We start from the raw sequence: 24,290 nt of genomic DNA on the forward strand, positions 1-24,290 counted from the left end.
AGCGCCATACCACGCCAGCCGCCCGCTGCGGGTGCCCCGAGTCCGCGCAGTCGGTCCTGGGCGGGGTCCACGTCCGCCATCACGAGCGGGTGTCTGCATGGTGAACCCCGCCGCTACGTGTGGTCCTACGCGGGGGCTCTGCATACCGGCAGTCTCGCCGACTACGGCGTGCACTTCGAATCCCTGGACCCGCGGGACCAGCGCCGGCTCACCGTCAGCGGGGACGAACTGCGCACCTGGACCGAGCACTACCAGCTGCACATCACCGCCACCATGACCGATACCTACTGCTTGCACTACCGCCTCGCCGTCGCCGACGAATGGGTGGAACTGGTCATCGACACGTCCTGCTGAACGGCCGACACCGCCGCGACGCCGGAAGCTCGCGCCCACCACGGCCGTTGGGGCGGCCCGCGCTGTGCAGCGTCGTTCGGACTCCCGGCCGCTGGGCGTGCTTGTCGCTGTCCGTGTCCATTCTGTGTGAAAGGTGATCATCGATGGCTGTGAGAACGTCGGTGTCCGTGCCCGAGTTCGCTCGCGAGATCCTGGCCGAGTCACGAATCGAAGGCAACAACCTGTTGCTGCCCCGGCAGTTGAGACAAGCCGACTACCGCAAGATCAATAGGGTCATCGAATCCATGGGCGGAAAATGGAACCGCCGCGCAAAAGCCCACGTCTTCCCCGACGACCCGACCGAGACCATCGCCGTTGCCGTGGCGCGCGGCACGACCCCCAACACTGACAGGAAGGCACTGGAGGCGTACTACGCGACACCCGAGCCGCTGGCCCGCCACATCGTGGCAGGCCCGCACTCCGGCATCGCCGCTCTCGCGCCCGGCGCGCACGTCCTCGAGCCGTCGGCCGGCGATGGCGCGCTGGTGCGGGCGATCCTGGCCACCAACCCGAACGTGCAGGTCACCGCCGTGGAACCCGACCGCGAGCGTGCCGCGGCCATCGCCTACGACCCGCGGGTCACCATCGTGGTAGCCAGTTTCGAGGAGTTCGCCGCGACAGCGACACCCGGGTACGCGGGCGTGGTGATGAACCCGCCGTTCGCGCTGCCGGGACAGCCGACGGTGTGGATGGACCACCTCTACACCGCCTGGGACCTGCTCGACGACGGCGGACAGCTCCTGGCCCTCGCACCCAACAACTACACCTACCGCACCGACCGCGACCACCGGGCGATGCGTGAATTCATCACCGACCACGGCGGTTACGAGACAGTGCCCGCCGGGGCATTCACCACCTCCGGCACCGAGGTCGACACCGTGCTCCTGCATGCCCGCCGCCCCGTCGACCGCTGACAGACCGGCATTCCGAGGCACGGATCTCCCACCGACGACGGGCCTCTGCCCCAGGTTTCGGCCCCTCGGTCGGGATCGTCCCTGGACTCGGCGCGCAGCGCCCTTCATCCCTGGGCCGTGAGCGCACCCGGGGTCTGCTCGTTCGCATCAGCGCCCGGGGCATCGGTTCCGGCCGTGAGTGCCGGGCCGGGTCATCTGCCGAAAGGAATGGTCGCTATGGTCGAGGATGCCGAGGGATTATTCTCTCTCTCAACGCTTTTCGATGACAATGCGATGCCGGTGTGCTGGTCTTTCGGTCTCGGTGTCGACAGCGCGGCGGGCGTTACCCGTACCCTGCTCGACCCGGGTTTCCGGCCACCGCAGTTGCTCGATGATCTGTCGAATCTGCTGGTAATGGTTGCTCAGACGGGGGACGAGTGGTCCTCGACCTGTGACCTGGTCGCGCAACATATTCTGCCGTTGCTTGCCGCCCGGAGAGTGCGCTTCGTTGAAGTCGCCCGCGCCGGGCCCAGCGTCGCCGACGGTATCGTTGTCCTGCAAGATACCCGGACCCCGACGCGTCTGCATCCCGATCCCGACGAGCACGGCTTCTACCCGCTCTCGGCCGAGCATCGCGGCAACGGGGTCATGCCCACCCTGAACGGGCGCGCCTGCTCGGCCAAGGCTAAGGGCCAGCCCTTAGATGCCTGGCGCGCAAAATATTTGGGTCCGCGCCCCTACATCCACGCCGTAGGGTTCTCCGCCGATGAGACCAGACGGATCGCCCGCGACACCTCGGTCACGATGGGCGGGCGCCGTCACCCGATCTACCCGCTGCACGCGGCCGGGATGAGCCGCGCGATGAGCCAAGGCTACCTGTACGGACTGTTCGGCGTATGGTGGCCGAAAAGTTGCTGCCGCCAGTGTGGCTACGTCAGCGTGCCCAGTTGGCCCGACCAACTCGCCCGCTACCGCACCCATCCCAAGGAAGCCTTCAAGCATCTGGTCGATGAATACTGCACGCTGGCGCTCAACCACCGCAGCGGGCTGTTCGGACCGGGGAAATCGTTGCGTGACAGGCTGCGGGCGGACGGCGCGTACGAGGTCCACGCCCTGGCCGAGGCGGCGATGGATGCGTGCGAGTGGGCGGTGTATCGGGTGCGGCGCTGCTACAGCGCCCGCGCGAAAGCGTGGCGCGCGGTCGAGGTCACCCACCGCGCCGACCGCGCCCGAGCCGAGCGGTTCGTCCTCGACCTCGCCGATAGCCTGGGGATCGCTGTACGGACCGACGGTGAACACGCCCGCCTCTGGCTGACCACCGAGACCGAGAACTATCCGCGATTAGAGGAGTTCTTCGTCGCGGCCCCGAACACGATCAACCCGAAGAAACGTTCAGGTTTCGAAACCCGTTGGGGCGGCCACGCCGACGAACGCTTGCTGGCACTCGAACACTGTGCCTCACAGGCGATAATTGGCCAATCTCAACGATAGTTGACCAGCGAAGCAATGTCCGCGCCGCACAGCTATGCCCCCAGTGACGGTTCCCAGACTTTGTTGGCGGCTGAGGGCCGCGTTCAGTGGTGTCGATCAGCCGTCGACGCTTCGGTTGAGGTTGCGTGAGTTGGATGTCCGGCCTCAAGCTAATGCCGAGCGCGTCCTGTGGAATTGGCGCTGCGCGGTGCCAGGTTCGGGTCCGGTCAGTGGTAGCGCAGCGGCTGGCCGCATTTCGGGCAGAGCCCCTCGGCTTTGAGGTGCGCTTCCTCCGCCAGGGTGCCAGGCAAAATCGCCACCAGAAACTCGCGACACGCTGGGCCGTGCTGGTTGACCCGCCGAAGCGGCGGATGTTGCCGTGTCCATCCGACGTAATGCAGTACTGCTTTCCGGGTGTCGGCATCGCGCAGCATGGTCGGCTCATCGAAGCATGCGATGTAGAGGTGCTCGGCGTGAGCACGGCAACTGCCCTCGCACCAGTCGCGGGCCAGCGGGGGTATCCCGCCGTAGTCATCGGGCACAAATCTGTTCCGCACAGGCAGCGGCGGGAGTTCGGTCAGCGGTGTGCCGCTCCAGACTCCGTGCGGGTCGCGACCGTGTACAGCCAGGTCCCCAATCAGCATGTCGTACCGTTCAGCGTTGGTCGCGCACGAGTCCAGAGCCGCGGCCCGGTGAAGGTATTGCGCTGTCGCGGCGGCGATCCGTGGCTCCCACTCGGGATCGTCGCGAGGCATGCACCTGCACCCGGCCAAGAAGGGGACCTCATCCCCGAAGGAGCCCTCGTATGTGGCGATTCGATCTTTGCAGAACCTGCACACGAGCCCACGGGGACGCTGCTGCTCGGCGCGCGTTGTCGTGTCTATGACCATGGCGTGGCATTGCTGGCAGATCATGCAAAGCCCGCCGGCCAGCGTGAGGAGTTCGTCGAGCTGGAACGAGTCCAGCTTGTAAGTGGACTCCCGCCTGGCAATCGCAGCCGCCGACAGAGTGAGCATGCATCCCCCGACGCAGTTGCGGTGATTGTCGCGATCGACAACAGACCCCATAGTGCCTCACGCTAGCCGAACGCACTGACACACCGAGCGCCTGCAACATGCGGGACCGCGACGCCTGCTGACCACAGGTGGGCCCCGGGCACGGCGACCGGCTCGGCCCGGAGTCGACCGCCGTCCGCGCAAAACGTGCACCCCGGTACGTATCAGAAGGATTCTGCTGGCTCGTGCACACGAGCTGCTCAGCGACGACGACCCCGCCGACGCACCGGCGGGCGGTTCTCCCGAGACCGCCTTCGTCATCGGCCATCACGATCCGTACCCGTTCGCTCTGGACGAAGCCGCGTTCGCGGGCTGGATCGCGGCGGAAGGGGATCAGATCGCGGGCAACATCCCGTGCAATCACGACGAGCAGCCGCCAGCGACCTGGTGGCACTGCTCGACGCCGCTCGCAATGCCGACGTTCTCACCAGCGACCCTCGGCTGGAAATCCTCGTCGACCACGACAACACACCGCAGCTTCCCGGCTTCACCCTCATGTTGCGCAACTACAGCGGCGGGCAGGAAAGCGGCGCCGTGACCACCGGAATCACCGAAATACTCTTCCCTGACAGTGGACTCTCGACGGCCGCGGCAATCCGTTTCCACCTCGAACACATCGTGGAGATCGCCAACGGCCTGCTCCACCTCATCACGGGTCGTCTCTGACAGCCCATGACATGAAGTGGGCACGCACTGCCCGCAGCGGCTCCGGCGAACACCGCCGCAGCGACGCCGTTCCAACATCGGCAGCACAGATCCCGGTCGCGTCGCCTCCTCTGACTCGCCGCGGTCGACGCTGCCGAGCGACCCGGTCGCCGAATCGACAAACTCTGTTCCGACAACAGCAAAGGCAGGACGCTCATGATCTCCGTCCCGGAACTACGTACTTGGGTGTCGGGTTTGGATACCTCCGGTTTCGTCGGAATCGACGAAGGGGGCCTCACCCTGGTGGAGGTCGGCGACGACGACCTTCTCACCGGCGCCTATCTCGAGGTCGGCGGATGCGACGACAACACCGAGATCGCACCGCCGTCGGGCACCGCTGTCGAGCCCGCGCGCGCGAGTGCCGCGGCGGGCGCGGCGGTGATCTCGGTGGCGGATTTGCTGGCGATGGTCGGTGGCAGCCTCACCCGCACCGAACTCCCCAAGGTGCGCGCCGCGATCCGGAATTCGAGTATCGGTGACTCGCTCGGCGATGTGGTGTTCGCCGTCATCGCCAGACGCCGCCGCGAACTCACCGCCGAACTGCGCGCGTTCACCGATCCGGAGGCGTTCACCACACGTCTGGGCCCGGCACCGCTGGTCTCGGTCAGCGCCGAGCGGATCGGTGGCCTGTTCGCCGCGATCGAGGAAGCGACCGGACTGTCGTTGATCCGCGTGCGCTGCGGTGACGCCGCGCGGCTGTGCGTCGACGACCGCGTGACAGGCAGGTTGTTCGAGGTCGGCGACACTCTCGAGTCGTGGTTGCTCGGCGAGGCCACCTTCCCCGGCCCGACCGCGGAGTGGATCGGCGCCCCCGTCGACGACTTCACCCGCGACGAACTGACCCCCACCGGCCCCCACGACTACCAGCTGCCCGAAACCGCATCCCGCCGCGACTGCCCCGCGGCTACAGAAAACGGCCGGACCCAACGCTGACATATGCGTAGATGCGCATGCCGACAAATCTTGGAAGGAGGTCATGCTCGTGACCGCGCTGACGATTTCCCACACGGCCGAGGAAGGCACCCTGTTGACCGGTACCGTCCGCGACGACGGCACCTACGAGGTCATGTGCGCGGTGCGCAAGGCGGTCGGGCATTGGCGGTGGGCGCGCAGTTTGGGGTGTTGGATCGTGGTGTCCTCCCGCGATCGCCAGCCCAAGCAGTACTACATCGACTACGCCGCAACGAAGTTGCGCGAGGCCGGATACACCGTCGAGCTCGCCATCGACCGCAGCGTGCGCGCCACCGAGGACGCCGAGACCGACCGCGCCCTCCGACAAGCCGACCGAGTCGATGCGTTGCAGAGCAAGGCATCCCGCAAAGACGCGAAAGCCGTCGCCGCAGAAGCCGCGCATCAGCGAGCCCACGACGCCTTGCCTCCGGGCGGGGAACCGATCAAGATCGGACACCATTCCGAACGCCGCCACCGCAACGCCATCGACAAGTCATGGAAGGCGTGGGGACGATCGGTCGAAGCCGACCGCGATGCCACCCGCGCCCACAATCGCGCCGAGGCCGCCACCCACACCACCGAGCAACGGTATTCCCCGCGGACGGTGGCCAACCGGATCGAGGTCCTGGAAGCCGAACAGCGCGCCGATCAACGCGCCCTCGATGGGCACACCCGCCGGTTCCTCGACAGCGACGGCAACGTGTATCAGACCGACACCACCCGGCCGGCGACCGGCGAGTACCGGGCGCGGGTGCTGGACCGGATGACCCAGCGCGAGCGCGATATCACCTACTGGAAGCAGGTCCGCCAGTCCCAGATCGATGAAGGGCTGACCCCGGGCTGGGGCCGGGAGGACTTCACGGTCGGGGACTTCGTGCGCGCGGGCGGGTCGACGTGGCGCCAAATCACCCGGGTGAATCCGAAATCGGTCTCGGTGGTGAACTTTTCCCTGTCCCGGTTGGCGGTGCACACCATCGCCGCGAAGATGACCGGGCATCGCTGGATCACCACCGATCACCCGGTGCGCTTCCACGAAATCACCGCCGTCATGACCGAGGCCCAGGCTCGCGAACGGTTTCCCGACATCTTCGCCGACCTCGACGCCAACAGCCTCCCGCCGCGCCCGAAACGCCGGGGCGGGAAGACGAAAATCGACCACCACCTCGGCCCGCACGCCGATTACTGGTCCTGGACGGTCGAGGGCATCGAGTACCACGCGACGTGGGCGCATCCGCCCCACTGGTACGCCACCCCACCCGAACCGATCACCGAACCGGGCACGCTGCGCCTGCGCGCCCAGCGCCGCCCGATCGGGCGCGTGCACGGTGACCCGGTCGAACTCCCGGTGACCGGGTTCCCGATCAGCGGGCCGGTGTGCTGGCCCGAGGAAGTCCACAACCAGGTCCGTGTCCTGGTCGAGGCCCGCACCTACCTGCCCGCCTCCTGACCCGTCGACACCGCCCAGGCGATACCGGGCGAGCCGCGTCGCGGTCCGGATGCTCTCGGCGACTCCGCTGTGCCACAACAGCCTCCGCTCGCTCGACGTCGCCGACCCGGTTCGACTGTCGGTGACCGGTTCCGGCCTGCCCGCCCGCCTCCTACCCATTCACGTCCCATACCAACGGAGACCACCATGCCGTCCACCCCTGTCCGCAACCGCGATTCGACCGATCCTGCGCCCCGTCGACCACCACCTCCACCAGGCAGGTTGGCAATGAGAGCGAGCGCGGTGGCGTGGTCGGTCATCGTGCGTGGGCCCACCGGGCAGCTGAGCGAGATCGCGGCCCAGATCACGCCGGGACTGAATTCGACCACGGCGTCCGGTCCGTCCGGGCATCAGCCGTACGCGGGCATCGACCGGGTCCGCGCCGCCGTCGCCGGTGGGGGGTGGGCGTGGCCCTCGGGGCGGGTGACACTCACGATCTCACCGTCGGCCTCATCGGTCATCGAAGGTATGCACGACCTCGCACTGGCCGTGGCGGTACTCGCCGCCACCGCGACGGCACCCGCACAGCGCCTGGCCGAGGTCGTGCTGCTCGGTGAACTCGCGCCCGACGGCCGTCTGCGACCCGTGCGCGCAATCCTGCCCGCCGTGTTAGCCGCCCGCGAGGGCGGGCGCACCGTCGTGATCGTGCCACGCGCCAACCTCGCCGAAGCCGCCCTCGCACCGGGGATGACCGTTCTCGGCGCCGAGCACCTGGGCGCTGTGCTGGCCTGGCTCGGCGGAGCCGACCGCTCCTTGACCGGCTCGGCCGCAGTCGCGGTACGGCCGGAATTCACCGGCGTGGAACTGGGCGATGTGCGTGGTCACTACCGGGCACGGTGGGCGCTCGAGGTCGCCGCCGCCGGGGGACACCACCTGCGCCTGATCGGGCCACCCTCGGCCGGGCTCGGCGCGCTCGCCCGACGCCTGCCCGGGTTGCTGCCGCGACTGACCGAGACCGAGTCGCTGGCAGTGCGGGCAATCACGTCACTGGCGGGCACCCTGCCCGCGGGGCCGCTGGCACCGATCACCGGCCGTCCCTATGTCGAGGTCCATCATTCCGCCAGTGCACGCGCGTTGCTGGGCAGCGCCGCCTCGGGGCGTCCCGGCGCGCTGGCCCGCGCTCACCTCGGGGTGCTGCATCTGGAGTCCTATCCCGACCTGCACGATCGCACGATCGAGGCGTTGCGGTCCCCGCTGGACGACGGCGAGGTTGTGGTGGCCAACCGGGACAGTCTGCTGCGATTGCCCTGCGACACCATCGCGGTCCTGACCTCGGCCGAATGCCTGTGCCACGCCGCACGCGACACCGCGTGTGCCTGCCCACCAGCGGCCAAGCACCGCTACCGGGAACGCCTGCGTCGTGTCCTGGCCGAACGCGCCGACATCACCGTCCACGACAACCCCGACGACCGCGGCGGTTTCGGGGACGACTCCCGCGAATCCACCGCCGAGGTCCGCCACCGGGTCACCGCGGCCCGCGCGGCAGCAGCCCGACGGTGGCGCGAGCACGGCTACACCACCAACGCGCGCGTCCCCGCATCGCTGCTGCGCCAACACTTTCCGTTGACGCCGTCGCAGGCGGCGCCGCTCGAGGCGGCGCTTCGGCTGGGCCGGATCACCCGGCGCGGCGCGGACCGGACCCTGGCGGTCGCAGCCACCATCGCCGACCTGCGTGGCGCCGACCGTCCCAGCACCCACGACATCGTCGAAGCCCTGCACCTGCGCGGTTCCGGAACACCATAAGAGCTCCTCGAACCCCACGACATCGCGCCGCACACCCCCGACGACTACCGACGGCGGGCCGATAAGTCCGCACTCACCGTGCCGGTGTGCGGATGTCTCGAAATCCACTGCCAGACCGGCCGATACACCGCTGCACCCTGCACCAGGTGCGGCGTTGTCGTTCGTTTCGAAGGAGCCATCGCCTCATGTCCACACCTGTGCCCGCCGACCCGCCCACCACCGACACCGACATGCGCGCCCGCGCCGAGAACGCCCGAGCGCGTGCCGAGGGCTTCGTATGGGGCGTGCTACACATCCAGCACCCCACCACCCCCGAGGCGAAGACCGCCACAGCGTTCGCAGCCGCCTACGCCGACCTCGTCACCGATGCCCTCACCAGCGAGAGTGTTTTCGTGCCCGATCTGGCGCATGCATGGGTCGCGTGGCGGGTGAGCGGTGACCTCACCGCGAACCTCGCCCCCGCCCCGTCACCGGACGAGCGGGTGGCGGGATTCGAAGAGTACGACGCGGCACTTCGAAACCGGACGGCGTATTGGCTATGCGCCGAGGCACTGGGCTATGTGCGCGGCTGGTGTGATGCCGCCGGGGTCGGGTCCGGTGAGGCGGTCGATTTCGCCCACGCCTACGCCGTGCTCGTGGCCGCGGGCGGATCCCGCCCCAACATCGCCGACGCCTGGACCAACTGGCGCTCGGGCCGCCCCATCACTGCCTTCGGCGAACAACACCCCGGACCGGCCCGACCCAAAGCGTCGTGACCCTGATCGCGGACCACAACAACACCCCCCTCGCCTCGCCCCGCGACATCCACCTCGTCGGCGGGCTGTTGCCCACCGAACCGTTTCCCGAAAACTGCGACTCGGACCGATCGAACGGAGAAGCGACGTGATCGACACCTTCGCCTGGACCGCGAACCTCACCCGCCACGGCGGCACCGAACTGGCTCTCATCGCCGCCAGCCCCACCGCCGTGGTCGACACGGTCGCGACCTATCTGGCCGCGCACTCGATCCCGCCCGAGACCCGCCACCGGGTCCGCGCGGGGCTGGTCAACAGCGACGCCGAATATCCGCGCGAGGCGTTTCGTCTCTACCGACTGGCGGCTTCGGCGACGGGCCGCATCACGATCTTGCGGTCGCAATCACCGTCCACCAACTCGCCTCCGACCCCCGGTGGCGCGGGCGGCTCGACCATATCGTGTTCCTCGCCGAAATCGCCCTCGACGGCAGCCTGCGCCCCACCCTCCCGCCGCTGATGGCGCTGGCCGAAAACGGCCAGAGTCGCTAATTGAAATTGACCACCGTTGCGGGGTGCCGATTGGTGACCCGGAGTGCCTGCGGGGACTGCGCGTTCCCGGGGACGGAATCGGTTGTGCCTGCTCCCGGACTTACCTCCCGCTCTCGGGCAGCCCTGTGCAGTCGAGCCGCGCTTGCTTGCACGCGGCAACGAAGTGGGGACGATTCGTGAGCGGCAGTGGGGAATTTCTAGTAGTCCCATCACCCGCAGGCGCTCACCACCGTCCTCGCGGCGGCGACGCGCGCAGAATTCCGCTACGTCGTCATCGCCAGACCCGAGGACACCACCCACCTCGACCGGATCGAGGGCATCACCGTCGTCACTCCCACCGATCTGCGGGGAGTCCTGAGCTGGCTCGAGTCGCTGCCCAGTGACCGGTCCGCACCCACCCCGGCCTCACTGGAGTCGCCCGGGATGCGCATCGCCCACAACCTCGGTCCCGGCCGGGTCCGCGGAATGCGGGCAGCCCTCAACGGTTCCGGCAGCGACGATCCCCCGGTCACCAGCTGCGGCCACGCCGATCAGAACGGGCCACACATCGAGTTCATCACAGACAACAGCTGACCAATCCCGCGCCCGTGTGGCGCCCGCTGTCGAGGAGACCAGCATGGGTTCGATCGGGTTCCAGGTGCCGGCGTCGGCCGACACCCACCGCTTCGTCCTGGACAACCTGCGCGAACACCTGCGAGATGGACACCGCATCGTGGCCCACTGCCGCACCGCACTCGGCACCGGCCGCCACGGCGGCTGGTCCTATGCCCTCTACGCCGCGATCGCCGACGCCACCACTACACCGGTGACAGTGTCGGCGCACGTGCTGCTCTACCTGCGCCACCACCGCGGCGGTGTGTCCGAGGTCGTCGTCAAGCACCTGCACGAGACCGAGGGACCCGTCGATCACCAGGGCGTCACCCGCCGGGTCCTGGATGCGCTCACACCCACTGAGCACCCCGACGCCTGCCGGTGGCGCGCCGAAGCGATCCGCCACCACCGCGCCCTCGCTGACGCCAGACGCCGCGCCCGCGACGCGGTCGGCGCAGTCATCCGGTTGGACCGCACCTATACCTACGGCCACGGCATCGGTGCCGTACGGCAGGTCGTGGTGTGCTCCCCGACCCTCTGGCGGCGCGCCGAGATCACCGACTCCGGGACCGTGACCGATAGTCCCCTGCTGCGCGCCGCCCCAGGGTGGGCACTGCGTGAATTCGAGATCCTGCGCGCACCAGAGCAATCCGCGCCACACACCCCACGATCCTGAAACCCGCCGACGCCATCCCGGAACGCCACGGCCGCACCAGCGCCCCGGCGCGGCCCGGGGCGGATCCGTTTCTACATCCATCCCTTTCGCCGAACCCCTGCCTGGGGTGCGGCGTCTTTCCTGTGTTCGGAGGTTGATGCTGTCATGGGCAGACTCACTCGTGCCGAGGCCACCGCGCATCGCGAAGCCCTCGGGTTGGCCGGTCTGCGCCGGGACCTGGACGAGGAGGAGAAACGCTTCGTTCTCACCCACTTCCAGGAATCGGCAAGCCACGGCCATCCGCTCGGGGGCGCGTTCTTCACCCCGCAAGATCTGGCCGACTGCATGTCCCTGGATGTGGTCGGCAACCGGGTGATCGACCTGTGCGCCGGGATCGGTGCGTTCGCCTTCGCCTGCCGCAACCTGCGCGAGCAGTCCAACGGGCTGCCCGCGCGGGAATTGGTGTGCGTCGAAGCCAATCCCGAGTTCGTGGCGGTCGGAATGAAGCTGGTCCCGGAAGCCACATGGGTGTGCGCCGACGTGTTCGGCATCGGGCGGCAGCGGTGGCGGTTGTTCGACACCGCGATCGCCAACCCGCCCTTCGGCAACCATACCCGTAGCGGCAACGCTCCCGGCTACCGCGGACCGCGCTTCGAGTACCACGTGATCGCCTTGGCCTCGCACCTGGCCCGCCACGGCGTTTTTCTGGTGCCGCAAACGTCGGCGCCTTTCCACTACAGCGGAGGCCAGGGGATGCTCGACGGGCAGGGTGACGCCGAATACAAGCGTTTTTCCTCCAGCACCGGCATCGCTTTGGAGCCGGGGTGCAGTGTCGACACCGCCTTCCACGACCCGTACTGGCATCAGCGTCCGGTCCGCACCGAGATCGTGCTCACCGAGTTCTCCGGCACCGCCCTCGCGCGTCGCCGCCGCGCCCGCGCCGGCGGTGCCGTTGCGCTGGCCGCGCCGTGGGATCGCCCCGCCCGTGCCAGCTGACCACGCCCGCCCATTCTTACTCGCCGTTCGGACAGGAGTCTGGATTCATCATGCCCACACCAGGTTTCAGCCTCAGCACCAACACCAACACCACCGACTACGGGGCCTCCTACACCCTGTTCGCCACCGATGAGGCACCCCTGACCGGGCAGGTGTTCACCGACATGGGCGAACATCCGGTGCTGGTCGACGGGATACCCGAACGCCGGTCGATGGTGATCGTGCGGTTCTTCGGTCTGCGCTCCCACGGTGAAGCGTTGGGCAACCCGCGGGTGCTGGCACGGTTCGTTCCCGGCGAGCCCGGACGCGGCGCCGCGGCGGCGGTGTGCCTGGGTGAGCCCGGCCGCCTGCACCTCGATCTCGGCCACCCACTCACCACCGCCGACCCCGACCTGCGTGAACTCGTGGCCGACACGGTCATCGAGATCACCGCCGAGTTCCTCACCGACGACCGCGCGGCACGGCACCGCCACCACTGCGCCGACCAGCGCCGCCAGGACGCCGCCACCGCGCTGGCAGCCATTGATGTTCTCCAGCAGCGCGGCTATCAGCGTCTGGCCGCCGCGCGCGCCGAGGCCGACGCCTCCTGGGCGCTCGTGCAGACCCTGCGCCAGCAGAGCTGACCACCGCGCGACCGCTGCCCACCGCATCGCAGCCCCGAGGAGATTCGACAGTGGCCGACACCGACCTGGCTCTCACCCCTGCGGTGTTGTCCGACCTGCGTGCCGTACTGGCCTACGCACAGATCGGCGAAGAACGCGACTACGCCGAATGCGACCCGCAGGCCCGAGCCCATCACATTCTCCACCCGATCCGGCGCCTGTCGGCGTGGCTCGACGGCGCCGCGGCGGCGGAGAAGTCCTTCGCCTATATCCAACAGGGCGGCGCGAGCAACGAGTACTACCTCCACTCCTTCGACACCGCAGCCGAAGCCGAAGCCGGACGCCTGGACTGCGCCGGACCCGACGGGGGTTGCTTCAGCACCACCGCGATCGTGGCGATCCCCGCGCTCACCAGCGACCAACTCGACGCCGTCGAACAACTCATCCAGCACATCGACAACCTCGCCTACGCCGCAGCCGACGACGACAGGCTCGACCCTGCCTCCTGAGCCCTTCGGGCTCCCAGCACGCCTGAGCACGCCCAACGGCCCCGCGCCGACCGGTCCCCACGCTCCCAACCCTGCACACGCGACACCCGTCATCCCGGTGGGTGTCGCGTGTCGTATCCATCTGTCCGAGAAGGGAATCACTGAAATGTCGATCGCTTCGACTGTGCGTCACGCCGAGCTGGGCGACCTCGTCGCCCTGCTCAACGATCAGCAGGCCGCCAAACTCGACGTCCTGGCCCCCGCGTCGGCTCTGCGCGCCTGCGACGGATTGATCGAGCTGGCCGGGGTCGAGCCGGTACTCGATGACCGCGGTGTCACCCCCGTCGACGGCCTGTACCGCCCGACCGGCGCGGCCGACTCACACCTGGGGTCGAAGTTGAAGATCCCCGCCGGATACCTCAAGTCGCTGCGCGAGATCCAGCGCACCGATCTCTACGACGCCAACATCAACGGCCTGCTCCACGGACCACAGGACCCGCGCCTGCCCGGCGGGCCGGACGAGCGCTCGTTCCTGCTGCGGTTGTTCACCTCCGGCAAGCCGGATGAGCCGGGGGTGTTGCGGGCGGTGCTCTCGGACCGGTACGGGATCATCGACAACCTCGACGTGCTGACCGCCGTCCTCGACGGCATCCGCCTGGCCGATACCGATGTCACGGTGCGCTCGTGTGACCTGTCGGAGTCCTCGATGCACTGCAAGGTGTACTCGCCGAAGATCCGCGCGCTCGCCCCGACGTTCTTGGAGAACTATCGGACTCCGTTCGCCAATCCCGAGCTCGAGGCCGAGCGCCGGCGCGTGGCCGGGCAGATCGAGACCGGTCGCCGCCTGGCCGCACGGGAAGGCCGCGGCTACCGGCCCGGTAGCGAGCCGGTGGTGTTCGCGGGGTTGCGGTTCTCCAATTCCGAGATCGGCCACCACGCGGTCACGTTGAAACCGGAACTGGTGGTGGAAATCTGCGGCAACGGCTTGACGTTGCCGTTGTTCGCGTTCACCAAACGCCACGTCGGGGACCGCCTCGAGATCGGTGGCACCCGCAGCTGGTCGCAGGACACCCAGCGCAAACGTCTCGCGGTCATCACCGCCGAAACCCGCGACAAGGTCTCGGAATGGATGTCGCCGGAGTTCCTCACCGCCCGCATCGGTGAACTCGAGCGCCACGCCGGGACACCGGTTACCCAGCCCGAACGCACCCTCGAGGTCATGAGCAAGAAGCTCGGATTCACCGAGGACGAACGCTCGGGGATCCTGTCGCACTTCATCGCCGGGGGACAGCTGACCGCGGCCGGGATCGCCAACGCGGTCACCAGCTACTCCCAGACCATCCCCGACCCCGACCGCGCCGACGACCTCGACGACCTGGCCCTCACCGCGATGACCCTCGTCTGAACCCGCCGGACGCATCCGCGGTCACTCGATCCCTCCCCTCCCTGTCCCCGCCCCTGTCGAAGGAGTTGTGCCTCATGGCCGAGACCACCGTTCTGACCCGCGCCGAGTTCGACACTGCCGAGCACTTCGGTGCCGCCGGCGCGGTCACCGCGCTCGCCGACGAGACCGTGGCCCGATGGCGCGAGCAGTTCCCGGACTGGAAAGCCAAGCACTGGGGCTACACCGACCCCGAAGCCCCGCACGGTGCCCGGCACCTGCGCCCTATCAACGTCGCCCCCCGCACCAAGAAGTAACCCACGACCCCAAGCGAGCGCCACCACCGGTGCCCCCGTGCCCTGCCCTGTGACTTCCGGAAGGACATCTGCGCCCGTGACGAAAAGGAAGCGAAAACTGGTCCTGCCCGCGAGCTTCGACGCCGTCGAGGACATCCTGGGCCTCGACGCCGAAGGCTGCATCGTCATCAGGTTCGGCACCGACCACACGACGGTGCTGACCCCCTGCTGTCACGCCAGCGGTAAAGGCAGCAGCGATTCGATCTCCGGGGTCGTGTGCCGAGCCTGCTACCGCGAAGTACACCACAAACACGGCGGCATCGACGCGGAGATCGCGATTGCCCGCGACGACCTCGACATCGTCATCGACGGCGCACCCCCGCACCCCGCAGAACCCGACCGCGGGTAGCCGCCACCACCAACTCCATCCATCGAAGTCCCCTCCCCAGAGGCAGGGACCGGCCAGTCCAAAGCTGGCCGGTCCCTGCCTCTTTCACGATAGGAGCCCATCTCGATGCCCACCGACACCGACACGCCCACCACCGACCCCGGCCCCGACATCGACGAGCAGGGCCTCGCCATCCACCCGGTACCCGGTTCCGATCCCGCCAACACCGATACCGGCGGCTCGGACACCGGCGAGACCGACGCCGACAGCGCCGGGGAACCCGGTTCCCTCGACGGGTTGTGCACGGGCCCGACCGTGGATCCCGCCGTGCTCGAGATCGATGAGAACGTGCGCAAGACCTTCCGGCTCGAGGACCACCCGGACGTCACCGACTCCATCCGCGAACACGGTGTGCGGGACCCGATCTTGGTGATCCGGATGCCCGACGGGCGCCTGGTGGTGCGTGACGGGCAGGTCCGTACCCTGACCGCGCTGGCCTACGAGCTGCCCGAGGTCCCGGTCTACATCCGCGATTTCGACCCCAGCGTGGACACCAGCGAGGCCGAGATCGAGCGCATCACCGAACAGATCACCCTCAACGACCGCCGAATCCCGCTCACCAACAGCGACCGCGCCGCCGGCATCGCGCAGATGCTCGACCTCGGCGCCTCGGTCACCCGCGTGGCCAAGGCGTTGCAGACCAAACGCGACGAGGTCAAACTCGTCGGCAAGGTCGGCACCTCGCCCACCGCACGCAATCTGATCGACGACGACCAGTACGACCTGGCCCACGCTGCGGTCATCGCCGAATACGAGAACGTCGGCGACTACGACGCGGTCCGCCGACTGCTCAACGTCCGCAGCGGTCTGTTCGACTTCGAGGCCAACCGGATCGCCGCCGACCGCACCGAACAACGCGCCTACCTCGCCAACGCGCTGCCCTACGCCCAGGCCGGGCTCGGGATCCTCACCGACTACCCCGACCTCGATCACACCGACACCGAGTTGCTGTGCGCGGCCGAGCTCGTCGACGCCGACGGCAACGCCATCGAGTTTGCCGACATCGCCGCGAACCCCAGGGCGTGGCTGGTGTGGATCGACGTCGACCAGGAACAGGTATGGGTCGAGGTCGGCACCGGCCATCTCGTCGATCCCGACACCGTGGACTGGGACACCCGCGACCAGCCCGACGCCGCACCCGCCGAGGGGCTGCGCCACGCCCGCGAGGTCGAACAGCGCGACCAGCTGCTGCCCGAGTACTTCCTGCCCCGCGAGCTCCTCGAAACGACCGGGTTGCGTGAACGCGTCGACACCGAACCCGACACCGAGGACGACCCCGATACCGGTGATGCCGGTGAGGGCGAGGACTCCGGCGAGCGCGGTAGCCGTTTCGGTCAGGTCGACGCCGAGCAGGTCGCGGCCGAGCGTCAGGCCGCCGCCGAAGCCGACGCAGAGGCGGCGGCGCAGGCGGCGGAGATCGAACGGGCCGCGCGGCGGCGGGTGCGTGAACTCAACAAGCTCGGGTTGGCCGCCAAAGCGACCCGTATCGAGTTCGTGACCCGGCTGCTGGCCCGTCGTACTCCGCCCGCGCAGGCCGCGGTGTTCCTGACCCGGTCGATGCTGGCCGACCCGGGGCTGATCAGCGAGTATCACGCCTTCGACTCCGCGCTGAAGCTGCTGGGCATCGAGGGCTACCGGTCCCGCCACGCCATGCTCGACACCCTTGAGACCATCAAACCCGCCCGTGCCCAGGTCGTCGCGCTGGCGTTGGTGCTGGGGGGCTACGAGCACCGCGCCGACAAGGACCTGTGGCGCTACGCCGACTCCGCGGTCCGGCGCTACCTGAGCTTCCTGCGCGAACTCGGCTACCCCCTCGTCCCCGTTGAACTCGCCGCCCTCGGCGAGATCAAAGCCATCGACATCGACATCGACAACCCCACCGCCACCGGTCAACCCGCCGACCCGGACGCGGCCTCCGCCGACGCCGACGAGCAGGACCTCCCCGCAGCGGCCTGACCGCCACGCCCCGCGGCTCCCGGTGCGCCCGAACCCCCCTTCCGGGCGCACCAGGGCCGCTTGCCGTCTTCGCGGCAAAGCTTCGAGGAGTCAGTTGTGCGCACCCCTGATGAACCCACCATCGATACCCTGGCCCGTACCGACACCGGATATCGCGCTCGCAGCCTGTGCCTGGTCGACCACCAACCCGCCGACATCACCGTCACCGTCGACGGCGACGGCCGCTTCCGTCACAGCGTGCGCGTCTTCGATCAGATGAGCTTGTCTTGGCATCTGCTCCTGCGCGCCGACCACCTCGACTACCCGCCCCTGCCCACCGATCCCGACCACCTCGACACCCTTGAGGCGGTGCGCGAGCGCATGCGGGTCCTCCACACGACCGCGGTGTGGATCGCCCGCACCGCCCGCCACGTCGGGCCACGCTGGTGAGCACCACCACGGCGCGGGCGCTGGACCCGCACGCGGTGGGCCTGGATCTGCGGGTGGTGGCTCTCGACATCGCGGCGCGCGGGTGGCCGGTGTTCCCGATCCGGCCCGGCGCGAAGAAGCCGCCGGTGTTCAAACGCTGGCCCGAGCACGCCTCCACCGACCCGGCCCGCATCCACCGGTGGTGGAACGAGGATCCGGCCCGAAACGTCGCGATCGCGACCGGCCCGGCCCGGTTGTGCGTGATCGACCTCGACCCCCGCCACATGACCCCGCCCGCTACCGGATTCGCTGACGCTCTCACCCGGCTCGCCACCCGCTTGACCGCGCCGGTGCCGGTGACGTGGACGGTGGCGACCCCGCACGGCTGGCACCTCTACTACCAGGCTCCCGAGACGCCGCGGTTGCCGTGCAGCGTCGGCCGTCTCGGGGACGGGATCGACACCCGTGGGCACGGCGGCTACGTCATCGCGCCCGGCTCCCGGACGCGTCACGGTGACTACATTGTCGCCGCCGATCATCCCGTCACCGAGCTACCTGCCGAGCTCGCCGTCGTGCTCACCCCGCCACCACCCGCACCCGCGTCGCGATTGCCTGCTGCCGCGACCCATCCCGATGCCTACCTCGCGGCCATCCTCGCCGGGGAAGCCCACCGCGTCGCCACCGCGCGAGTCCATCTGCGCAACCACACCCTGTTCCGCTCCGCGCTCGTGTTGGGACGGCTGGTGGCCGCCGACGAGATCAGCGAACACCACGCCCACGCCGTGCTCACCGACGCCGCCGCCGTGCACGTCGGGGTCGAAGGGTTCACCACCGGCGAAGCCGAACGCACCATCGCCAACGGCCTGCGTTACTCCCGCAGCCGTCCCCGTTACCTGCGGCGATGACCGCCGCCAGCCCTGGAAGGAGACCACCGGTGCCGGATCCGAGCGTGGAGGTCGTGGGGATTCGTGACCCGTCCTCGCAGACCTGGTTGTCGGTGTATGTCGACGGCGTCGCGGTGGAGGGCCGGTCGGTGGTGATCGACGCCGGTCACGGCTGGGAATGGGACGACTGGCGCGAATTCCGTGACGCCACCCTGGCCGAGGCGAGCAGCCCGGCCTGCCGCGCGGAACTGATCGACGCCTTCGACGACCCGCCCGGCGGTGAATACGTGCTCGGCCGCGCGGCCGCACGCACTGGCTCGACGGGGTCGATCCCGAGGATCGACTCCCCTCCCGCTATCGGCTCACCGGACCGCGGGCGGTCGCGGTCACCGTGCCCGCCGCCACCGATATCGACGCCTTCGCGTTGACGTATCTGCGCGAGCACCTGCCCGAGGGGCACCGTCTGCTCCACCACGACCGCACCCCGGCCGTCGACGCGGTCGCGACCTGGGTCACGACGAGCTGGGAGACGGTGTTGACCGCGGCGATCGCCGATGTCACCGGCGAGACCACCGCCCACCAGCTGCTCTACCGCGCCGCCCGCGGGACCGACACCGGCCGGGTTCGGGTCGAACTGGCCCACCGCCACGAAATCGAGGGCAGCGACTACTACCGCGGACTGGACCCGCGACTATTCACCCCGCTCACCCCCGCCACCCGCAGCCGCGCGCGTCTGGCGGCACCTGGTCCAGCAATTCGCCGCACCACCGGCCACCAGCTCCACCGGGAAGGACACCTCACCACGATGACCTCGGCCCACTTGTGGTTCCGCCGCGCCGACGTACTCGACCTCGCCGAGCACGCCATGGCCGCCGCCGGCCACTCCCATCCGCCCTTCGACGAATCCGCCGTCGGGTCGCCGTCGCTGATCTGGGTCAAAGACGACGGGATCTACCTGGTCAGCAACGGCCTGCCCCACCAACCACCCACCGATACCGATCACCCGGACAGCAAGATGCATGTCGTCTACGCCCACGGCCACGGCCCCGGCACCCACTGGCATCACGGCCCGCCGCTGGGCGACGACTTCGTCGAATACCTGCCGCTGACCGCGCCCCTCGCCCAGGACGCAACGCCGTTGATCGACCTCCTGCGCGGCACCGACACCGACACCGCCGCCTGGCTCGTCATCACCGTGGAGCCGGACGCCGCCTACGTCGAACTCCGTGACACCGGACCCTCCTGAGATCTAGACATCGCGGAATACCACGCAGCGGGCGAGTCCGGCCAGTGTCCGCCCACCCGTGGCGGTTCGTCTCCTTCACCGCTTCCCCTCGACCACCCCGAGTCTGGAGTACCCGCATGCCCGATCGGACCCCGAATCCGTTGACCGTTGACCCGGCCTCGCGATCGCCGGTAGACGCCGTCGCCGCAGCCGGTGCGGGCCTGCGTCTCCAGTTCTGTCGCGGCGACGACGATCTCACCGCCCACCCTGCCGCCGACACCGATGCGACCGAGGTCCGGCTCTGGGGCGGCGAGTTGGTACTGGCTGCGGTCACCCACGATCCCGCCGAATGGGCCTACGCCGGAGGTGACTGCGGGCACCGGATCCCCGACGAGCACCTGCATGCCCGGTTCAGCGACTGGCGCCATGCCTTGCACGCCCTCACCGGCATCACCATTCCACCCGAATGAGGCCCCGCCACAGCCGAATCCGGTGAGCGGGCCTGTCCTCGGCACGCCGCTCACTCCACCACTTTCGAGGAGGACGTCATGCATACGGTCGCCACGGTCTCCGAACGCGGCTGCGAGCGTGGGCGATCCTGGCCCGCGCCGCACTCGACCCCACCAACGCCGCCCGCGCGCACGCGGCCACCCGATCGGCAGGAACGGACGTCGAGGATGCCGCCGAGGAGATCGGCTCGCTTGCGGCCGGACCCGGTTCGCGGGGGTCGGTGGCCGAGCTCGCCGCTCGCGATCTCGACCGGGCCGAGCGAGTCGGTGCGTGGTTGCTCACCCGCGACGACCCCGCCTGGACCGGACTGGGATTCAACGACTTGGATTCTCCCGGCGGACGGCACCTGGACGCGCCGGTGGCGGTCTGGGTGCGCGGCACCATCAAGGCGGTCTCGGTCCTGACCCGCGTTGGTGTCATCGGCACGCGAGCGGTCTCGCCGCGCGGTGCCCGCATCACCGGCGAGACCGCGGGCGCGTTGGCAGTGCGGGGTGTGCACATGGTCAGTGGTGGCGCCTATGGCGTGGATGTCCTGGCCCATCAGGCCGCGCTCGACCACGGCGTGCCGACCACGATCGTGTCCGCGGCCGGGATCGACCGCGTCTATCCCACCGCGCACGCCGAGGTGTTCGACGCAGTCGCCGAGACCGGCGCGATCGTCTCGGAATACCCGCCCGGTGAGGGGATCGACCGTTCGCGGTTGCTGGCCCGTAATCGCCTGGTCGCGGCGATGTCGCGGCAACTGGTGATCCCCGCGGCCGGACTGCGCTCGGGCACCCTGTCCACCGCGCGGTGGGCGCGGCGGCTGCACCGCCCGGTGCTGGCCGTGCCCGGCTCCGCCGCCACCTCGCGGGGCTGTCACCAACTGATCGGCGACGGCCACGCCCGCCCCGTGCACTCGGTCACCGACGTCCTCGCCGCGCTCGACGAGACCGCCGAACCCGAGCCCCGCCACCCGCTCGGCGACGACCCGCGTATCGACACCGGCCACCACCAGCTCGGTGGCCCACCCGCGCGCTGACCCGCGCGGGCCGGGGCTGGTTCACGCGTGGTCCTCGGTCCACGCGAATTCATCTGTCCCTGTTGATCATCGACTTTCGAGGAGAACTGTTATGGCCGGAGACACCGTCATCACCGTGATAGGGAATCTGACGGCGGACGTCGAGCTGAGATTTACGCCCGCGGGTGTCGCGGTCGCGAATTTCACCGTCGCGTCCACCCCGCGATATTTCGACCGCAACTCCAACCAGTGGAAGGACAGTGAAGCGCTGTTCCTGCGGTGCAGCCTCTGGCGAGAGGCCGCCGAGAACGCCGCGGAGTCGCTGACCCGGGGCGCACGCGTGATCGTCAGCGGCCGATTGAAGCAGCGGTCCTACCAGACCCGCGAGGGCGAGAAACGCACCGTCGTGGAGCTCGAGGTCGACGAGGTCGGTCCCTCGCTGCGCTACGCCACCGCCAAGGTCACCAAACGAAAGGCCAACCACACCAACGCAAACGATAGCAGCGATCGCTCCCGCGAGCTCGTCGGCGCGGCAACCGGCAGCCGCGGCGGTGACGACGATCCCTGGGCGACCACGAGTAGCGGATTCGGGGGAGGGTTCGGCGGCGGATTCGGCGGCGAGGAGCCCACGTTCTAGAAACGCCTCCTGCGCGATTGCACCTTCGGCTCGCTCGCGCCAGTGGCGATGCCCCGCGTGCCGGGGGGCGCGGATCGTGGCTACACCCGACACCCCGGTCGGGTGTAGCCACCACCTGTCTCATCCGCATCCGCGTGCCCCGTGGCGCTCACCGAGCGATCACGGGTCTTCTCGAATTCAGCGCGCCCGGCCCGCGGGCGCCGATCCCGTGTCGAAAGGCCGACCACCGCGTGAACGATCCCGAGAACTCGACCTACACCCGCGACCAGGGCGACTGGGAGCCGACCCGCTGGTACACCGTGCTCGGCCCCGACGGGCAGCTGTGGTGCGAGTCCAGCGACCGCGGCGAGGCCGTCGCGGCCATGCGCGCCGGTGATCGACTCATGCACACCTGGCACCGGATCTGCCGCGAGTCGCAGATGCGCGAAGAACAGCCCTGAACCGAACCCACCATCCCGACAGCGGTGGATCCACCCAAAGAGCGGGATCCTTCGCTACCTCACCGGACCAGGAGACCCCCTGATGAGCGAGCAAGTCCCTACCGAACCTCCCGCCGTCACCGCCGCGGCAGCGACGGCGGCGGCGTTGATCGCACTCGCCGAGCACGCGCCCTCGCGAGCGCGGGCCGCGATGGCCACGGCGCTCACCGAGCTGGCACCCGAGGACTGGGCGTGGCTGGGACTGCTCTACCGCGGCCACGCCCACTCACCGAATGCTGCCCTCTCCCGGGTCCTGGCCCTCGCCGCGGCCCGGCTCGGCAACCCCGACACCCGCCCTCTCGATCACTGGTCGCGCCCAGCCACCGGCGTCGAAGTCCTCGAGGTCCCGGTCGAGGTCGAGATCCGCGACTGGGTGCGCCGCCCGGTCCGCGAGGACTGCTACGACCTGCGGCTGCACGCCGAACCGAGCCCGGCCACCGAGGCGATGCGCACCACCAGCGAGGCGATCGCGGCCCGCGCCCGCCGCCGACCGGCCCGCCAACCCGGTTTCGAGACCGCCACCTCGGAGGGGACCGGTACCGGCGCGCACGCCCGATTGGTGGCCTGACCAGGGAGGGCTTTGCAGTGAGCGCCGACAACCCACGCGAGACGGCCACGATCCAGATCCGGTTCCTGCGCCACCTGCTCGACCGTCTCGACACCCTCGCCGGTGAAGCCAGCCCCTGGGAAGGGATCCGTCGCCTGCGCACGGTCATCGCCCAACGCCTCACCGTCATCACCGAAACCGAACCGGCCGAACCCGGAGCGGCCGACGGAGACGGCGGGCACGGTCGGCTCGCGCTGATCGTGGTCGAGTTGCACCGGCTGCGCCGCGCCGCAACCGCGGCCACGATCACCACCCACGGCGGGCACCGCCACCGTGTCCGCGTCCTGGCGGTCGGTCACCGCCACACCGTCGTCCACACCCACGGCGGCCTCGGGCTCGCTGCGGTGCTGGTGCCGCTGCGGTTCATCGAATCGGTGGACCCGCTCGAACCCGCCGCGCGGCACTGACTTGTCCCCGCCACAACCGCCGACCGCCACACGCGAGGCCACCCACGACCACGCGCTCGCGAGACCGCACCCCTGAACCGGCTCGAACTCGCGCGCACTGTCGCCGGGCCTTCGCGCGCTGAGCGCACCGGCGCAGCGACAGACAGGAGGGCGCGATGCCCATCGACTCACCCAATTCTCCCGCGCCCGAGCACATCGCGGCCCCGCTGCTCGCCGCCCACCGTCCCGAAGTCGAATTCCTGACCGGGATCGGCGGCAACCCCCGCATCGTCGACACCGGCGGAATCCCGATGTTCGCGTTCGTGGCCATCGAAGCCGAGGCCGGGCCGATCATCGACCCAACCGGCACCCTCTACGTCCTGATCACCAGCATCGACGCCGGACTCGCCTACCGGCGCAGCGACATCGACAGCTGGACCGTCGTCATCTACGACGCCGCAGAGTCCCACGACGAGGGAAGCAGCGCCGCCGAGAACGCCACCAGCTTCACCACCGCCTGGCAACAGGCGTGGGCGGCCATCGACCGCCCCGACGACCCGCACACCTGACACCGACTCCCGGCATCCACGAAACCTGCGATCCGTCGGTACGCGAAGTTCGGTCACCGATAGCTCCAGGCCCGACATCGCGACCTGAAGCGGTGCTCGCCCGGGATTGTGTCGAAACCGGACGACGACACCGCGTTCCGCCTGCCCAACCGAGGCGGTGACCCGCGGCCCCTGTTGGCCGCGTGAGCGATCA

The 24,290-nt window shown here is 69.2% G+C and carries 29 protein-coding genes; 28 read left to right on the forward strand and 1 reads right to left on the reverse strand.

Annotated elements, in window-relative coordinates:
* The 3 genes from ON27_RS33905 to ON27_RS40380 form a co-directional block, all read left to right on the forward strand.
* The coding region (locus tag ON27_RS33905; protein WP_218003088.1) for a hypothetical protein at positions 1-354 on the forward strand (354 nt) is incomplete at its 5' end.
* Between the two features lie 143 nt (positions 355-497).
* A complete protein-coding gene (locus ON27_RS33910) occupies positions 498-1,307 on the forward strand; it encodes a methyltransferase (protein ID WP_157227637.1) in 810 nt (269 codons plus the stop codon).
* Between the two features lie 216 nt (positions 1,308-1,523).
* Positions 1,524-2,777, forward strand: coding sequence for a hypothetical protein (locus ON27_RS40380; RefSeq protein WP_157227639.1), 1,254 nt, complete (start codon positions 1,524-1,526; stop codon positions 2,775-2,777).
* A gap of 206 nt (positions 2,778-2,983) precedes the next feature.
* On the opposite strand, the gene ON27_RS33920 is transcribed toward ON27_RS40380, so the two are convergent.
* Positions 2,984-3,823 (reverse strand): hypothetical protein, encoded by an 840-nt coding sequence (locus tag ON27_RS33920; RefSeq protein WP_157227641.1) that lies wholly within the window; start codon positions 3,821-3,823, stop codon positions 2,984-2,986.
* A gap of 342 nt (positions 3,824-4,165) precedes the next feature.
* Between ON27_RS33920 and ON27_RS33925 the strand changes: the two genes are divergently transcribed.
* The 25 genes from ON27_RS33925 to ON27_RS34045 all read left to right on the forward strand — a co-directional run bounded on the left by ON27_RS33925 (position 4,166) and on the right by ON27_RS34045 (position 24,097).
* Complete coding sequence (locus ON27_RS33925; RefSeq protein ID WP_043736925.1) at positions 4,166-4,477, forward strand: hypothetical protein; 312 nt, start codon at positions 4,166-4,168, stop codon at positions 4,475-4,477.
* Between the two features lie 195 nt (positions 4,478-4,672).
* Complete coding sequence (locus ON27_RS33930) at positions 4,673-5,449, forward strand: hypothetical protein (RefSeq protein WP_043736928.1); 777 nt, start codon at positions 4,673-4,675, stop codon at positions 5,447-5,449.
* Between the two features lie 49 nt (positions 5,450-5,498).
* On the forward strand, positions 5,499-6,914 hold the full coding sequence (locus tag ON27_RS33935; protein WP_083888016.1) for a DUF3560 domain-containing protein: 1,416 nt from the start codon (positions 5,499-5,501) through the stop codon (positions 6,912-6,914).
* A gap of 267 nt (positions 6,915-7,181) precedes the next feature.
* Entirely contained in the window at positions 7,182-8,696 is a 1,515-nt protein-coding gene (locus ON27_RS33940; RefSeq protein WP_043736931.1) for an ATP-binding protein, read from the forward strand.
* A gap of 185 nt (positions 8,697-8,881) precedes the next feature.
* Entirely contained in the window at positions 8,882-9,451 is a 570-nt protein-coding gene (locus ON27_RS33945) for a hypothetical protein (protein ID WP_157227642.1), read from the forward strand.
* Positions 9,452-9,578: 127 nt separating this feature from the next.
* The gene (locus tag ON27_RS33950) at positions 9,579-9,947 is read left to right on the forward strand and encodes a hypothetical protein (protein WP_043736936.1); all 369 of its coding nucleotides are present in this window, start codon (positions 9,579-9,581) and stop codon (positions 9,945-9,947) included.
* Positions 9,948-10,595: 648 nt separating this feature from the next.
* Positions 10,596-11,246 (forward strand): hypothetical protein, encoded by a 651-nt coding sequence (locus ON27_RS33955; protein ID WP_043736939.1) that lies wholly within the window; start codon positions 10,596-10,598, stop codon positions 11,244-11,246.
* A gap of 144 nt (positions 11,247-11,390) precedes the next feature.
* Positions 11,391-12,221 carry a class I SAM-dependent methyltransferase gene (locus ON27_RS33960; RefSeq protein ID WP_051047299.1) on the forward strand — a complete coding sequence of 277 codons (831 nt, stop codon included), beginning with the start codon at positions 11,391-11,393 and terminating at the stop codon, positions 12,219-12,221.
* Between the two features lie 50 nt (positions 12,222-12,271).
* Positions 12,272-12,844, forward strand: coding sequence for a hypothetical protein (locus tag ON27_RS33965; RefSeq protein ID WP_043736941.1), 573 nt, complete (start codon positions 12,272-12,274; stop codon positions 12,842-12,844).
* A gap of 50 nt (positions 12,845-12,894) precedes the next feature.
* Positions 12,895-13,332 carry a hypothetical protein gene (locus ON27_RS33970; protein WP_043736943.1) on the forward strand — a complete coding sequence of 146 codons (438 nt, stop codon included), beginning with the start codon at positions 12,895-12,897 and terminating at the stop codon, positions 13,330-13,332.
* Between the two features lie 145 nt (positions 13,333-13,477).
* Positions 13,478-14,716, forward strand: a complete 1,239-nt coding sequence (locus ON27_RS33975; protein ID WP_043736945.1) for a hypothetical protein — start codon at positions 13,478-13,480, stop codon at positions 14,714-14,716.
* Between the two features lie 74 nt (positions 14,717-14,790).
* Positions 14,791-15,009: a hypothetical protein gene (locus ON27_RS33980; RefSeq protein ID WP_043736948.1), complete on the forward strand. Its 219-nt coding sequence runs from the start codon at positions 14,791-14,793 to the stop codon at positions 15,007-15,009.
* A 76-nt stretch (positions 15,010-15,085) separates the two neighbouring features.
* Entirely contained in the window at positions 15,086-15,397 is a 312-nt protein-coding gene (locus tag ON27_RS33985; protein ID WP_051047300.1) for a hypothetical protein, read from the forward strand.
* Between the two features lie 105 nt (positions 15,398-15,502).
* Positions 15,503-17,392: a ParB/RepB/Spo0J family partition protein gene (locus tag ON27_RS33990; RefSeq protein WP_043736951.1), complete on the forward strand. Its 1,890-nt coding sequence runs from the start codon at positions 15,503-15,505 to the stop codon at positions 17,390-17,392.
* Between the two features lie 96 nt (positions 17,393-17,488).
* The gene (locus tag ON27_RS33995; RefSeq protein ID WP_043736954.1) at positions 17,489-17,821 is read left to right on the forward strand and encodes a hypothetical protein; all 333 of its coding nucleotides are present in this window, start codon (positions 17,489-17,491) and stop codon (positions 17,819-17,821) included.
* On the forward strand, positions 17,818-18,705 hold the full coding sequence (locus ON27_RS34000; protein ID WP_051047301.1) for a bifunctional DNA primase/polymerase: 888 nt from the start codon (positions 17,818-17,820) through the stop codon (positions 18,703-18,705). The genes ON27_RS33995 and ON27_RS34000 overlap by 4 nt, the downstream gene beginning before the upstream one ends.
* A gap of 29 nt (positions 18,706-18,734) precedes the next feature.
* Positions 18,735-19,112, forward strand: a complete 378-nt coding sequence (locus tag ON27_RS34005; RefSeq protein ID WP_063711423.1) for a hypothetical protein — start codon at positions 18,735-18,737, stop codon at positions 19,110-19,112.
* Positions 19,076-19,930 carry a hypothetical protein gene (locus ON27_RS40385; protein ID WP_051047302.1) on the forward strand — a complete coding sequence of 285 codons (855 nt, stop codon included), beginning with the start codon at positions 19,076-19,078 and terminating at the stop codon, positions 19,928-19,930. The genes ON27_RS34005 and ON27_RS40385 overlap by 37 nt, the downstream gene beginning before the upstream one ends.
* 116 nt (positions 19,931-20,046) lie before the next feature.
* On the forward strand, positions 20,047-20,379 hold the full coding sequence (locus ON27_RS34015) for a hypothetical protein (protein ID WP_043736956.1): 333 nt from the start codon (positions 20,047-20,049) through the stop codon (positions 20,377-20,379).
* A 260-nt stretch (positions 20,380-20,639) separates the two neighbouring features.
* The gene (locus ON27_RS34020; RefSeq protein WP_051047303.1) at positions 20,640-21,440 is read left to right on the forward strand and encodes a DNA processing protein DprA; all 801 of its coding nucleotides are present in this window, start codon (positions 20,640-20,642) and stop codon (positions 21,438-21,440) included.
* Positions 21,441-21,531: 91 nt separating this feature from the next.
* The gene (locus tag ON27_RS34025; RefSeq protein ID WP_043736959.1) at positions 21,532-22,056 is read left to right on the forward strand and encodes a single-stranded DNA-binding protein; all 525 of its coding nucleotides are present in this window, start codon (positions 21,532-21,534) and stop codon (positions 22,054-22,056) included.
* 230 nt (positions 22,057-22,286) lie between these two features.
* A complete protein-coding gene (locus tag ON27_RS34030; protein WP_043736961.1) occupies positions 22,287-22,496 on the forward strand; it encodes a hypothetical protein in 210 nt (69 codons plus the stop codon).
* Between the two features lie 82 nt (positions 22,497-22,578).
* On the forward strand, positions 22,579-23,103 hold the full coding sequence (locus tag ON27_RS42545) for a hypothetical protein (RefSeq protein ID WP_043736963.1): 525 nt from the start codon (positions 22,579-22,581) through the stop codon (positions 23,101-23,103).
* Between the two features lie 17 nt (positions 23,104-23,120).
* A complete protein-coding gene (locus ON27_RS42550; RefSeq protein WP_043736966.1) occupies positions 23,121-23,549 on the forward strand; it encodes a hypothetical protein in 429 nt (142 codons plus the stop codon).
* Positions 23,550-23,704: 155 nt separating this feature from the next.
* Entirely contained in the window at positions 23,705-24,097 is a 393-nt protein-coding gene (locus ON27_RS34045; protein WP_043736969.1) for a hypothetical protein, read from the forward strand.
* Positions 24,098-24,290: the final 193 nt, after the last annotated feature.

Origin of the sequence: Nocardia asiatica NBRC 100129 (genome assembly GCF_000308415.1) — a bacterium.
Lineage (GTDB): Bacteria > Actinomycetota > Actinomycetes > Mycobacteriales > Mycobacteriaceae > Nocardia > Nocardia asiatica.